Source organism: Nitrosopumilus cobalaminigenes (genome assembly GCF_013407145.1).
GTDB classification, from domain to species: Archaea; Thermoproteota; Nitrososphaeria; order Nitrososphaerales; family Nitrosopumilaceae; genus Nitrosopumilus; species Nitrosopumilus cobalaminigenes.
In genome coordinates this window covers 1,470,708-1,482,946 of the sequence record NZ_CP026993.1, presented here as the reverse complement: position 1 = coordinate 1,482,946, position 12,239 = coordinate 1,470,708, and the positions used below count along the sequence as shown (strand labels likewise).

Genomic DNA, 12,239 nt, shown 5'->3' with positions numbered 1-12,239 from the left:
TTCTTATTTAATTTGTTTGATAAGATAAATGTAGTTTAGGTGATTTTTTGAAATCATTAATAGCTTTTTCAATCCATTTAATGTAAAATGAAATCTTTTTTGGAATGAACAAATCTGCTGATTTTACATTTTTAATATTTCTAACTTTTTGTGTTAGTTCATCCATTTTAAAAATACTATCACTATACATAAACAAAACAATTTGGTTTTTTGCTATAAAAGGAATTTGTAAATATGATTCTGAAAATGAATCATTCAAAGTTTCTAATGTTTCTTTTAAATCTCCTTCAATCCATGTTAGTATAGCATGAGGAATAAAAGTTTCAATTTTCTTTGGATCATAAACTAAGGTAAATTGAATTCCATCATTATCATGAAGTTTTTCTATACATCTGGTAATTGTTTTAGTTGACATTTTTGTATTCTTTGCAATTTGTTCAATTTTTTGTCTAGGATTTTTGATTAGTTCTTCTAAAATCTCCAAATCTGTTTTTGTTAAATTTGAACTGAATCCGGGATTTTCTGCCTCAAAAATACTTAGAACCCTAACATCTTTCATCAATTTTTTTGCAAGTTCAATTTTTTGATTCATGTTTTCTTTAATAGAAATCCCACAAACTGTTATTCCTCCTACACATGGTACAACAAAATATGGTTCACCCACAAGGCTTGCTTGTTCTAAAATTTCTGAAATATTCTCTCCTGTCACTACAAAGTACAATATACCATATCCCAATACTGGAGGCTCAACTTTGATGAAGAAATCCTCAATGATCTTATTTGCCTGCATCTTTCGAATTCTGGCTCTAACTGCACCTCCTGAAATTCCTAATTCTATGCCTATTTGCCTATCAGATTCTCTACAGTTGTTCAATAATCTATTCAAGATTTTCATATCTAAATTGTCCATTATATCACTTAAAGAGACTCCATGAAGTATAGAAATAACTAATATGATATAAAATTGTCTATACTGTTAGCACTATGTATCATAGACATTAAATATTAGACTATTTTACTTCTTTCGTGGATTATAGGGTTAAACTTGCAAAAAGAATGCTATTCAATCAGAAAGGCAGTTTGATTGGAGCTGTTTTAGCAGTTACAGTTGGAATTTTAGTAATTCATGTAAACTTTGTAATTTTTCAGGGATTGTATGATGCCATTGTTAGAGACATTAGTGATTACAACACTGGCGATGTTATAGTAACTGATGAATTTGATTTTATTGATAAATCTGATCAATCTTTGGTTCGATGGTTTGAACGAATTCCAGTTGTTCAAGCCGCGACACCGCGGCTTTCTACCACTTCAGAAATGAACATGACTAAAAATGGAAAGCTAATTGAAGAAACTAGAATTTCATTAGTTGGTGTTGATCCATTTAATGATGTTAGAGCATCTACTGTACATGAAACAGTTACTGAAGGAAGTTATGTTTTTGCAAGAAATGCAATTGTATTAGGATCCAACGTTGCAAGAGATCTTGGAGGAGCTCAAGTTGGTGATAGTGTTAAAGTTCTGGTTGTCGATAGATGGGGTGAAGATCAAATAAGAAGATTTACAGTTACTGGAATTGCAAATTCTCCAGGAGGTCAAGGATTTGATTATTCTGGAGTTATTCACATTGATACATTAAGAGATATGATGAGTAGACCTGGTGATACTGGTTCATTTATGGTAAAACTTTATGATAGTTCCAAAGCTCTCGAAGTAAAAGAATTCTTTTTACGTTCATTTCCAAATCAAGATTTTCTTGCAGAAACAACAGAGGAAGCATCAGAAGCACAATTACAAGGTTTTAGATCTGGCATTGCTATGATTAACATGATTGGATATTTTGGAATGGGGGCATCTGCATTTGCAATTGTTACAATTCAAATGATGTTAGTAAATGGAAAAACAAGACAAATTGGTGTTATGAGATCAATTGGAGCTAAACGAAAAGATATTTTGATAATTTTTATCTTTCAAGGAATGATAATTGGAGCTATTGGTGCTGGTGTAGGTACTGCAGCAGGATTAGGTTATACTGTATATGCAAAGGAAACTAAAATGTCATTTAATGGTAGTCTTCCTTTAGAAGTAAGTTACAACTGGGAAAAAATTATTCAGACAGCCTTGACTTCTTTTATTTTGGCTATGATTGCATCCTTGTATCCCTCGTATAGAGCTACAAAATTACTACCTGTGGAGGCTATGAGAACTGTCTAGTGTACTTGAAATTAATAATATGAGCAAAATTTATGGTGAAGCAGATAACCGAGTAAAAGCTCTTGATGATGTTTCATTTTCAATTAAACAAGGCGAATTTGTTTTAATTGTTGGAAGTTCTGGGTCAGGTAAATCCACATTACTAAATATGATTGGATTATTAGATCATCCTACAAATGGTAAAATTGCAATTGATGGAATTGATACTACAACACTTAATGATGACAAAATTTCTTCATTCAGAAATAAAAAACTAGGATTTATCTTCCAATTTTCAAATTTGCTTACTGATCTTTCAGTTTTAGAAAATGTTTTGTTACCTCTACAAATTGCAGGAAATAACACATCAGAGAAAGATGCTATCGATTTACTAAGGGCAGTAGGACTAGAAGATCAAATCCATAAACGTGCCAATAAAATATCTGGTGGACAAGCTCAAAGAGTAGCTATTGCAAGAGGTTTGATCAATAAACCATCAATTGTATTGGCAGATGAACCAACAGGTAATCTTGATTCTGTTACTTCAGGAACTATAGTTCAACTAATGAAATCAATGGCTAAAAAACTAAATCAAACATTCATTATCGTAACACATGATAGAGAACATTTTGGTGATGTTGATAGAGTAATTACGATAAAGGATGGTAAAGCTTTTGAGGGTGATCAACCTTCGCAAATGGAGATTATTGCCAAATGAATTTTAAAATTATTTTATTATTATTTGTAATTGGATTATTCCCAATCATGTTTGATAATTCTTATGCACAAATAACTTCTGGCGGATTTGGTCAGTCTCCATTTGAAAGAGATTTTGGTGATGTAAAGTTCTTGGATGCATATTTTGGTACTCTAAATGACAAAATTGAAGTTGAAGCAGGCGATAGTAATGTGCCATTTACAGTTGTGTTTGCAAATGTTGGTACTCAAGATATCACTGGAATCCGAGGACAATTGTCATTACCGTTTAACTTTTCTCCATCTGATGGTCCAGGCTCAGTAATTCACGCTGATAGTGATTCTAATTCACTGGCAGGAGAGAATTTCCATCTAACGTTTTTTGTAAATATCAATGAAAATTCACAAATTCAGCAATATCCTGGAACTGTGAAAGTAGATTATTCAAGATTAAGAGAATCTGGTGTTAGAACAGCATTTGCAGATTTTGATTTTAAGGTTACAGGCGATAGTGTCATTAATGTAAAAGCACAAGAACCTTTTCTTACATCTTTAAGGACCAACAATGTTGTAATTGAAATAGCTAATGATGGAACTGCCCCAATTTCTGGGGTAGATATTGTTGCTACAAATACATCTACAGAACTTGCATCTACATCATCATCAACTACCAATGTTGAAAATGTTGTAATTTTAGAATCTAGTTGGGATGTTGGAAACATTGATGCAAAATCAGCAAGATATCTTACTGCAACTGTATATGTTCCTGAGTCACTAAAAGGTGACACATTAAGAATTCCACTATCAATTCAATATTATAATGCACATGGAGATTTACACGAAATTTCAAAAATTGTAGATTTTTACATTAAGGGATTAATTGATTTAACAATTTTCAATGTAGATGTAATTGAATTGTCTGGAACACAAATGGTTATTGGAGAAATAATTAATGAAGGAAACGAAGATGGTTTGTTTGGATTTGTTTCTATTGAATCTAAAGGTGACTCGAATATTAAATCTGCCACTCAGTTTATTGATGAAATTGAAATAGATGCACCAGTACCATTTAATGTTCCAATTGAATTTGATGGCGAACCAAAGTATGGCGAACATGATATCACTATAACTGTACGATACAAAGATAGTACTAGAGATGAGATCTTTTTAACTCATGATCAAACAATTACTGTAACTGAACCATCAAATGGAGATGAGAATGGTACTGACCCAACAATGATAATTATTCCAATCATTTTGGTATTGGCAGCTGCATTTTACATCATTCGTAGGCGTAAAAAGGCTTCAATCCAAACTAGTTGAGGACATAATTTTAAATCTAAAATGGAGAAATAAGGATATTAAATTGAGATTAACATTCATCATTCTCATTGCAGTCTTGGCAATTGGCAGCATCGTGATTGCTTTAGGCTATCTATCTACACCTGAGTATCTTGATGTTCCTGAAATCTCTAGTCAATATGATAAATTAGAAAAATACAAAAATGAATTAGAAAAAATTAATCAGCATAACCAAGATGTTTTAGAAGATTTAGAAAACCAAATCAAAAATTCTGATGATATTCATCTTGATCAAATTAATGAAGAGATCAAAGTGATTAAACGAGTAATTGAAGAAAACAAGGCAGAATTGGAACAAGTAATTATAAAATTGTCTCAAATGGAATCTAATCCATAGATATAACTAATTTCCATTAATGGGAAATTTAGATCATAATTATATCATATCTTAGGTAAGTAATATTGGGTATGGCAAAGGGCTTGTTTCTATTTCTAGCTGGTAGTATAGTGGGTTTTATTACGACACCACTTTTGTAAACATAATAATTTTCTAAATTCATATAGTTATTCCTAATTTAACCAATGTTGGAAATACATCAAAAATTAACAATTATTGGAGCAATTTTACTGGCAGTGACATTTTTGATTAATTACTATCATCAAGATACTCATCCTGGTGTTGGCTTTAACTATGCATATGTTACTGGAATATTGATGTTGGTAGCATTCTCAATTAGTTTTGTAATGTTTACAAAAAATCAATTGAAATCCTCTTAATTTTAAAATGCAATAGATGGTGTAAGGTCATTTGTGAAAAAAGCCTTCATCCTATCTATTTGAATACTCTCAATTTTATTTGAATAAAACATACTCGTAGAAATTATCAGTGAGATCTAAATACTATTTTGAAATATTTTATCTAGTCGTCACCAAAATACAATCCGTTTTTGGTCTTAGGCTATTCATATTCTATACCGTAAGATTATAAGCAATTACTAGATCTTGCGATTATGCCTGGGGATGAAATTGAAGTCCCAAAGGAATTAAGAGAATTCATGCTTGAAGAAGCAGAAGAAACATTCCTTGGACAAAAAAACGGTGCTGAGAAACAATATCGTTATGGAAATTTACACATTAGAGAATATCATGATAAATTTTTAGTTCATAATGACAAAATTGATCCAAGAAAAGATCCGATAGGACATTTAGTTTATGATGCACCTGAAGTTTTGATTGGAATTACATGTGCTATTTTTGGAGGTTCACAAATTGCGAAAAAAGTTTTTAACAATAATTCAAAAAAATTATCTGTTACTTCTGGTTTATTTTCTTCAATAATTTCTGGATATATGGGATATTTGGCAACGAAAAAAATTAAAACAATTTTGGAGTAAAATAATGTCTACTGTTAGAACAATTCAAGTGCTCTTTAAACTACTACCATCTATTCTTGCATTACGAAAAGACAGAAAGAAATGGATTAATCAAGATAAAAACCAAATTGATTCTCAACAATTTCGAAAAAATGCAAGAAAAGTTCTTGATACTTTTATTTCACTAGGCCCTGTATACATAAAATTAGGTCAATGGCTTTCTTCAAGAGCAGATATTTTGCCTCAACCATATTTGGAAGAGCTTTCAAAACTTCAAGATAGTGTTCCTTCTGCTCCTTTTGATCAGGTTAAACCAATAATTGAAAAAGAACTTGGACCAATTGATGAAAGATTTGATGAGATAGATCCAAATTCTATATCTGGTGCTTCACTAGGTCAAGTTTATCGAGGTACTGTTTCTGGCCAGCAAATAGTTGTAAAAGTAAAACGTCCAGGAATTGAAAAAGTTGTTGCAGAAGATCTCAAAGTTTTGAAAAAAGTTCTTCCATTTGCATTACGATTTGTTGATCCAAATTTGCGATATTCTGCAAAAGCTATGCTTTCTCAATTTATTGAGACAATTCATGAAGAAATGGATTATACCAACGAATCAAAGAATCTTAAAACAATCAAAAAAGATATGGAAAATTCATCCAAAGTTGTAGTTCCGACAGTTTATGATGATTTGTCGTCAAAAAATGTTCTCACTATGGAGTATTTGCCTGGAATTAAGGTAACAAATGTTCAGGAATTAGATGAAAAAGGAATTGATAGAGAACAATTAGTCATTGATGTTCACAAAGTTTTCTTTACAATGCTTCTCAAGCATTCAGTTTTTCATGCAGATCCACACCCTGGAAATATTTCAGTTACAGATGATGGAAAACTCATTTTGTATGACTATGGAATGGTTGGACGAATCAATAATGAGACTCGATTCAAACTAATTCGACTTTATCTTGCATTAGTTGAACGAAATCCTCCAAGAGTTGTTAATGCAATGAATGATCTTTCAATGTTAACTCCTGGGTACAACAGAGAAGTTATAGAAAAAGGAATTGAACTTTCTATTCGTGCAATGCATGGAAACAAACCTGATGAAATGGAAGTTCAAAGTTTAATGGAACTTGCAAATCAAACCATGAGTAAGTTTCCATTTGTATTACCAAAAAATTTAGCTTTGTATATGAGAATGGCTTCAATTATTGAAGGAATATACAAAACACATGATGTTGATTTCAAATTTGTTAAAGTTTTAAAAAATATTCTCCAAGAAGAAAATCTTATCCCGAGAGCATATGTTGAAGAACTAAAGATTTCATTTGATAATTTCTCAAAATCAATTGATTCAGCATTGCAAATGGGGCCTGAAATGAAAAAACTCATGGATGAAGTTCAAGTTTACATGAAAAAAGGAAGACCAATGATTTTGATCAGTGGAAGTATATTTGCATCTGCAACTTTCATTGGATCTGTATTTTTGTATCAATCAAGTGAGATACTTGGCTTAGTTGGAATGATTAGTTCTGGTTTGATTATGGCAGCATCAGGATTTTTTAGAAAATATTAAATTATTCTATAGAAATATCTTTGCCCTTTTTTGAAACAGGAATAATTAATGTAAGAACACCTTCTTCATATTTTGCTGATTCTATTTTTTCTTCTCCTTCCTTTACTTCAATTGGAAGTCTAATTTTTTTATCAATTACATTTGGTCTTTGATTTGAAATTAATGTTTCAGATTCTTTCTCATCAATTGTTTTTTTAGCATTGATAGAAAGAATATCTCCACATAAAGACAATTCAATTTCTTTTTTTGTAAATCCAGGCATGTCAATTACAATTTTCAAATTTTCATCATTGAGATACATGTCCATTGGAGGCAAAACAAACTCATAGAATTCTCTTGATTTGTTTCCAATCTCTTTGATTACTTCTTTAACAAGACCCATTTTGTGTTATATGCTCAATTTTTGGTTATAAACCTTGATAGATTTTTAATCAATTAATTTCTCTGTTTTGATAACTTATGATTATTGTAATTGAAGGTGGAGATCAAGCAGGCAAGTTTACGCAATCTACAATGTTGGAGAAAGCCTTGAAAAAACGAAAAATTAAGACCAAATTATTTCATTTTCCCGACTATGAAACCCCCATTGGTAAAGAAATTAGGAAATATTTGGATGGAAAACGTAAATTCCCTCCACAAGTAATTCATTGTCTTTTAGCTGCTAATAGATGGGAAAAACTAAATGAAATTGTGGCAGCTGAAGAAAAAAATTCTGTTTTGATTATGAACAGGTATTATCATTCAAATCTGATTTATGGATTAGCAAATGGCTTGAAACAAAAATGGCTTGAGAATTTGGATCAAGGTTTACCAAAATCTGATCTTGTAATATTACTTGACGTTACTCAAAAAGAATCATTTCGTAGACAAAAAACCCATAGAGACAAGTTTGAAAAGAATGAAGAATTTTTAAGAAAAATATCCAAAATCTATCGAACTACAGCAAAGAAAAAACATTGGAAAATTATTGATGCCTCAAAACCTAAAGATGAAATCCATGAAGAAATTTTAAAGACATTTTCAAAAAAACTTGGCTTATGAAAAAAAATTATCTAGATATTATTGATCCAATTCATGATTTTATTCGTGTATATGATTATGAACTTCCAATAATTGACAGTCCTCTTTTTCAAAGATTAAGGAGGATAAAACAACTTTCTGGGGCTCACTTGACATATCCTTCTGCTCAACATAGTAGATTTGAGCACTCTCTTGGAGTAATGCACATTGCTAGCCAAGCTGGCTTTTCATTAAATGAAAAAGGATATCTCGATTCTGATGATGTACAAATTTTACGAATTGCTAGTTTGTTACATGATATTGGTCATGGACCATTCTCTCATTTGTTTGAAGAAGTAATACAAGAAAAAAAAATATCACATGAAGATTATGGTAAAAAAATAATTTTGAAATCTGAAATTGGTGACATATTATCAAAAACTGGATTCAACAAAAAATTAATTACACAAATAGCTTTTGGAGAATCAAAATTCCAATACCTAAATGAAATTGTTTCAGGTGCCCTGAGTGCAGATATGATGGACTATTTGCTTAGAGATGGTTATTTTACAGGAGCTGAACATGCAAAAGTTGATCACAAAAGGATAACACAGTCACTTGATGTACATAAGAAAAAACTTGCCTTGGAACGTTCAGCTTTGTATTCCTTTGAATCTATGATGCATTCTAGATATCAGATGTTCAAAGCAGTGTATTTTCATAAAACTGTCCGTGCAGCTGAAGTGATGTTAATTGAAGCATTAAGACTATCTGATGATGAGTTTGGTTTTACATCTTTTAATCTAGATGAATTTGTTAAACTAACTGATGAATACGTCCTAGCATCTTTACTCACATCAAAATCATCAAAATTAAAACGTGCAAGACAATTTGCTGAAGACTATCAAAATAGAAAATTGCTAAAATGCGTCTTTGAGAGAATTCTTACCAGTCCTTCTAATTTGAAAAAAACCCGAACTGATGAACTTAGAATTGAACTATCCAAAAAATCAAAAGTTGATGAAAATGAAATATTCATTGATAGTTCTGTTACCCCATCAATCCCACTAGCTCCCTCAAAAAATGAGTCAAAATCAATAGTATTGATTTCTAATGAGGGTGGAAAATCATCAGCAAAAGAGATGCCAATTTCTCAAATCCCAGTAGTTTCGGCTATTTCTGGGTTCATGAATATACTTAGAATCTATACTCACCAAAAGAACAGAAAAAAAGTTGAAATTGCCGCAAAATCAATCATTGGTGATTTAAAATGAAAAAACGAATTGTAATCAAATTATCTGGACGTGTTTTTGGCATGGATAATGTCAAAGAACTAAAAAAATATGCTGCATTTCTAGTAAAAATTAGCAAGTTTTGTCAACCAATAGTGATTGCTGGAGGTGGAACCATCGCCCGACATTATATTTCTCATGCAAGAACTTCTGGAGCTGATGAATCAACCCTTGATGAACTTGGAATTGAAATTTCAAGACTAAATGCAAAACTGTTGATATATGCTCTAAAAAATAAAGCATATTCTCATCCACCAACCACTTTACAGGAAGTTAAACATGCAGTTGATGATGGATTAATCGTAGTTGCTGGCGGTCTTCACCCCGGACAAAGTACTAACGGAACTGCAGCACTAATTGCAGAAAAAGTAAAAGCTGAGCAATTTCTTAATGCTACAGATGTTGCTGGTGTTTATGATATGGATCCTAACAAATTCAAAAAAGCAAAAAAATTCAAACGAATTGAGATGAAAAATTTGAAAAATATGCTAGTACATGAAGATTCTGTAGCAGGTGGTTATGATTTGATGGATATTGTAGCTCTAAAAATTATTGAGCGTTCAAAAATAAAAACAAGAATTCTAAAGGCCGATCCAAAAATCATTGAAAAAGCAATCAAAGGTGGCGATGTAGGCACTGAGATTATTCTTCCTTCAAAATAATTATTCTAAACTGTCGTTTTGAATTGTTGGTCTAGTCTCAGACCAAATTTGAATCTGTTTTTCAGGATATTCTAAAATTCCTGTATCTCTAAGTTTTTTGTATATTGATAAGGCCTCTTCTTTTTCTACAGCCTTGGATTGAGCCTTTGTAAAACCATCTTTATCTACAATAACTGCTACATGTCCATCTGGAGATTCAATTACTGCGGTAAATTCTTCTTCTCCTACAGGATGAAATTTTCCATCAATTTTCTTTGTAGTCAAAGTAAGCATTCCAAATCCAGCTACATCAAACATTTTCATCTGTGATTTACTGGCTCTTTGTTTTCCTTGCTGAACTGCTTGAAAATACTGCATAATTTTCCTCCCTCTGGAATGGTATAATAACTATCTCAACATTTAAGACATCAAGAGGAAATGCAAAATTCATGAATCCTAAAATTTTTGTTGGTGCTGCAGTTGCCGCTCTTGCTGTTATTTTAGGAGGAATTCTATTAACAGGACCTACAATTCAAATCACTGATCAAGCAGGTAATTCAGAAACTAGTATACCACAAGCAAAACCTCTTCAAATTGAATTAGAAGATATTTCAATTGCAAAAATATCTGAACGATCTGTTACCATTGAAATAGCATTCAAACTATCAAACCCAAATCCACGTGCCATGATTGTACAAACTATGGATTATCAATTATTTGAAACAGGTTATTCTGAAACCGAACAAATTACCGGTGGTGAAATTGGTAGTAGACCTACAGGAATGGTAGAATTTGGATCAAACTACTATACTTTACTTGGTGAAAATTCAATTATTCTAAAAGATTCTAAAACAATAAAAAATACTGGAAATACTGCCGATCTTTGGGAAGCCTTTGAAAATGATAATCCAACATGGAGGGTATCTGGTGATGTCTTTTACAACCTAAGCTCAATGACTAGTGGTCAAGAGAATGAGCTTCATTTTGAATTCACAAAATAATCTCTATAGTATCACAAAATCTTAAAATTATGATATTATGTTTTTAGAGGAAATATATTGGCAAAGTTATAAAAGCCCGTTTCATTGTTTTTTATCAAATGGCAGAAGCAGGTATGGCCGCATTTGGCGCAGCAGCAGGAGTCGCAATTGCACTCGCAGTAGTGTGTTTCGCTCTTCGTGGTAAAGGACATCCAGAACCACTAGATTAACCAAAGGAATTTTTCCTTTACAATATTTTTCTAATTTTTCACTAATCTTTCTTGTCGCCAAATCCTAGCATCTCTGCTAGGTCTAATTGTTTAGTATTCTTCTTTTTCATGAAACATCTTTCATAGTATTGACAATCTGTACATTCAATTGATGGTTCTAAGATAGGTGTTTTTTTCTCTTTTAGAAGATCATTTAGAACTCGAACTCGTCTTATTACTTCTTCAAACATTTTCTTGTTTCGTGAGATTGAAAATGTTGTTTCTTTTCTATCTCCAGTAATGTAAACAATAATTCCATCTGGCTTGTCATAAATCCACATACAAGCATTAAGATAAAGAACATCATTTGCTAGAGGATTTTCTAACTCATTTGTTGCTCCTCTGAATATGAAAATTGAATCATCAATAAGCATGTCAACTTGACCTTTCAACTTGATATCTTCAATATCGAATTCTTTTGGGTCGCTTCCATATTGTAATTTCCTAAGTAATCCTGAAAGAAGCTCATTGAACCCTCTTCTTTGAACCTCTTTAGGATCGATTCTATTATAGTATGAACGTCTTAGGCATTGAACTGCTTCATGAAGATGTATAGTTTGAATGTTTGCTGAATCAATGTCGATTTCTAACTCTTTTCCAATAGAGTTTAATGCATTTTCAACAATACCTCGAAAATCTCTATCTCCCATCATGATAAATCATTTCATTACTATGATCACTTATAGTTTAGCTCATAATTTGAGTCAAATATTTTGAAATTTTACCTGAAAATGCTAAAATGACAAAATGCATGGAAAATCCTAGCACTGCGCCTACAGCAAGATTCCCTGTTCCAAAATATATTCCTAAAAATATGGCTAGTGGAGGTATTGAAAAAATCATTGCTAAAAACGTGCTAACCCAGATAGTATTGATTAATGTCTCTGTAGAAATATTCTGTTTTTTCTTTGGAAATTTGATCAT

General features: G+C 31.7%; 16 protein-coding genes. 11 read left to right on the top strand and 5 right to left on the bottom strand.

The features are described 5' to 3' along the window. Positions 1-7 precede the first annotated feature (7 nt). Positions 8-910 carry an AsnC family transcriptional regulator gene (locus C5F47_RS09095; protein WP_179360749.1) on the bottom strand — a complete coding sequence of 301 codons (903 nt, stop codon included), beginning with the start codon at positions 908-910 and terminating at the stop codon, positions 8-10. Positions 911-1,056: 146 nt separating this feature from the next. On the opposite strand from C5F47_RS09095, the gene C5F47_RS09090 reads away from it, so the two are divergent. From C5F47_RS09090 to C5F47_RS09060, 7 genes are all read left to right on the top strand, one after another. Next, the gene (locus tag C5F47_RS09090; protein ID WP_179361839.1) at positions 1,057-2,214 is read left to right on the top strand and encodes an ABC transporter permease; all 1,158 of its coding nucleotides are present in this window, start codon (positions 1,057-1,059) and stop codon (positions 2,212-2,214) included. Positions 2,215-2,233: 19 nt separating this feature from the next. Continuing rightward, positions 2,234-2,911, top strand: a complete 678-nt coding sequence (locus C5F47_RS09085) for an ABC transporter ATP-binding protein (protein WP_179360748.1) — start codon at positions 2,234-2,236, stop codon at positions 2,909-2,911. Then, positions 2,908-4,212, top strand: coding sequence for a COG1361 S-layer family protein (locus tag C5F47_RS09080; protein WP_179360747.1), 1,305 nt, complete (start codon positions 2,908-2,910; stop codon positions 4,210-4,212). Before C5F47_RS09085 ends, C5F47_RS09080 begins: the two co-directional genes overlap by 4 nt. Before the next feature lie 43 nt (positions 4,213-4,255). Further along, complete coding sequence (locus C5F47_RS09075) at positions 4,256-4,588, top strand: hypothetical protein (RefSeq protein WP_179360746.1); 333 nt, start codon at positions 4,256-4,258, stop codon at positions 4,586-4,588. A gap of 185 nt (positions 4,589-4,773) precedes the next feature. After that, positions 4,774-4,968: a hypothetical protein gene (locus C5F47_RS09070; RefSeq protein ID WP_179360745.1), complete on the top strand. Its 195-nt coding sequence runs from the start codon at positions 4,774-4,776 to the stop codon at positions 4,966-4,968. Between the two features lie 233 nt (positions 4,969-5,201). Then, the gene (locus tag C5F47_RS09065) at positions 5,202-5,585 is read left to right on the top strand and encodes a hypothetical protein (RefSeq protein ID WP_179360744.1); all 384 of its coding nucleotides are present in this window, start codon (positions 5,202-5,204) and stop codon (positions 5,583-5,585) included. Between the two features lie 4 nt (positions 5,586-5,589). Then, positions 5,590-7,134 (top strand): ABC1 kinase family protein, encoded by a 1,545-nt coding sequence (locus C5F47_RS09060; RefSeq protein ID WP_179360743.1) that lies wholly within the window; start codon positions 5,590-5,592, stop codon positions 7,132-7,134. 1 nt (position 7,135) lies between these two features. On the opposite strand, the gene hsp14 is transcribed toward C5F47_RS09060, so the two are convergent. Then, positions 7,136-7,516 (bottom strand): archaeal heat shock protein Hsp14, encoded by a 381-nt coding sequence (hsp14, locus tag C5F47_RS09055; RefSeq protein ID WP_179360742.1) that lies wholly within the window; start codon positions 7,514-7,516, stop codon positions 7,136-7,138. Positions 7,517-7,593: 77 nt separating this feature from the next. Between hsp14 and tmk the strand changes: the two genes are divergently transcribed. The 3 genes from tmk to pyrH are packed head-to-tail and all read left to right on the top strand — an operon-like array spanning position 7,594 to position 10,087. Then, entirely contained in the window at positions 7,594-8,175 is a 582-nt protein-coding gene (tmk, locus tag C5F47_RS09050) for a dTMP kinase (RefSeq protein ID WP_179360741.1), read from the top strand. Beyond that, a complete protein-coding gene (locus tag C5F47_RS09045) occupies positions 8,172-9,407 on the top strand; it encodes an HD domain-containing protein (protein WP_179360740.1) in 1,236 nt (411 codons plus the stop codon). Before tmk ends, C5F47_RS09045 begins: the two co-directional genes overlap by 4 nt. Continuing rightward, the gene (pyrH, locus tag C5F47_RS09040; RefSeq protein WP_179360739.1) at positions 9,404-10,087 is read left to right on the top strand and encodes a UMP kinase; all 684 of its coding nucleotides are present in this window, start codon (positions 9,404-9,406) and stop codon (positions 10,085-10,087) included. Before C5F47_RS09045 ends, pyrH begins: the two co-directional genes overlap by 4 nt. On the opposite strand, the gene C5F47_RS09035 is transcribed toward pyrH, so the two are convergent. Continuing rightward, entirely contained in the window at positions 10,088-10,444 is a 357-nt protein-coding gene (locus C5F47_RS09035; RefSeq protein ID WP_179360738.1) for a hypothetical protein, read from the bottom strand. 71 nt (positions 10,445-10,515) lie between these two features. Here C5F47_RS09035 and C5F47_RS09030 point away from each other — a divergent pair, with 71 nt between their 5' ends. Further along, positions 10,516-11,067 (top strand): hypothetical protein, encoded by a 552-nt coding sequence (locus C5F47_RS09030; RefSeq protein WP_179360737.1) that lies wholly within the window; start codon positions 10,516-10,518, stop codon positions 11,065-11,067. A gap of 250 nt (positions 11,068-11,317) precedes the next feature. Here the strand turns inward: C5F47_RS09030 and C5F47_RS09025 are convergent, their stop codons facing one another. Beyond that, the gene (locus C5F47_RS09025) at positions 11,318-11,968 is read right to left on the bottom strand and encodes a hypothetical protein (protein ID WP_179360736.1); all 651 of its coding nucleotides are present in this window, start codon (positions 11,966-11,968) and stop codon (positions 11,318-11,320) included. Positions 11,969-12,002: 34 nt separating this feature from the next. Continuing rightward, the gene (locus C5F47_RS09020) at positions 12,003-12,239 is read right to left on the bottom strand and encodes a hypothetical protein (protein WP_179360735.1); all 237 of its coding nucleotides are present in this window, start codon (positions 12,237-12,239) and stop codon (positions 12,003-12,005) included.

Coding starts and splice junctions, on each gene's coding strand:
- C5F47_RS09020 (WP_179360735.1), bottom strand. CDS start 12,239: ATGATCAAATTTCCAAAGAAAAAACAGAATATTTCTACAGAGACATTA.
- C5F47_RS09070 (WP_179360745.1), top strand. CDS start 4,774: ATGTTGGAAATACATCAAAAATTAACAATTATTGGAGCAATTTTACTG.
- C5F47_RS09080 (WP_179360747.1), top strand. CDS start 2,908: ATGAATTTTAAAATTATTTTATTATTATTTGTAATTGGATTATTCCCA.
- C5F47_RS09060 (WP_179360743.1), top strand. CDS start 5,590: ATGTCTACTGTTAGAACAATTCAAGTGCTCTTTAAACTACTACCATCT.
- hsp14 (WP_179360742.1), bottom strand. CDS start 7,516: ATGGGTCTTGTTAAAGAAGTAATCAAAGAGATTGGAAACAAATCAAGA.
- C5F47_RS09090 (WP_179361839.1), top strand. CDS start 1,057: ATGCTATTCAATCAGAAAGGCAGTTTGATTGGAGCTGTTTTAGCAGTT.
- C5F47_RS09065 (WP_179360744.1), top strand. CDS start 5,202: ATGCCTGGGGATGAAATTGAAGTCCCAAAGGAATTAAGAGAATTCATG.
- C5F47_RS09025 (WP_179360736.1), bottom strand. CDS start 11,968: ATGATGGGAGATAGAGATTTTCGAGGTATTGTTGAAAATGCATTAAAC.
- C5F47_RS09030 (WP_179360737.1), top strand. CDS start 10,516: ATGAATCCTAAAATTTTTGTTGGTGCTGCAGTTGCCGCTCTTGCTGTT.
- tmk (WP_179360741.1), top strand. CDS start 7,594: ATGATTATTGTAATTGAAGGTGGAGATCAAGCAGGCAAGTTTACGCAA.
- C5F47_RS09035 (WP_179360738.1), bottom strand. CDS start 10,444: ATGCAGTATTTTCAAGCAGTTCAGCAAGGAAAACAAAGAGCCAGTAAA.
- C5F47_RS09085 (WP_179360748.1), top strand. CDS start 2,234: ATGAGCAAAATTTATGGTGAAGCAGATAACCGAGTAAAAGCTCTTGAT.
- pyrH (WP_179360739.1), top strand. CDS start 9,404: ATGAAAAAACGAATTGTAATCAAATTATCTGGACGTGTTTTTGGCATG.
- C5F47_RS09095 (WP_179360749.1), bottom strand. CDS start 910: ATGGACAATTTAGATATGAAAATCTTGAATAGATTATTGAACAACTGT.
- C5F47_RS09045 (WP_179360740.1), top strand. CDS start 8,172: ATGAAAAAAAATTATCTAGATATTATTGATCCAATTCATGATTTTATT.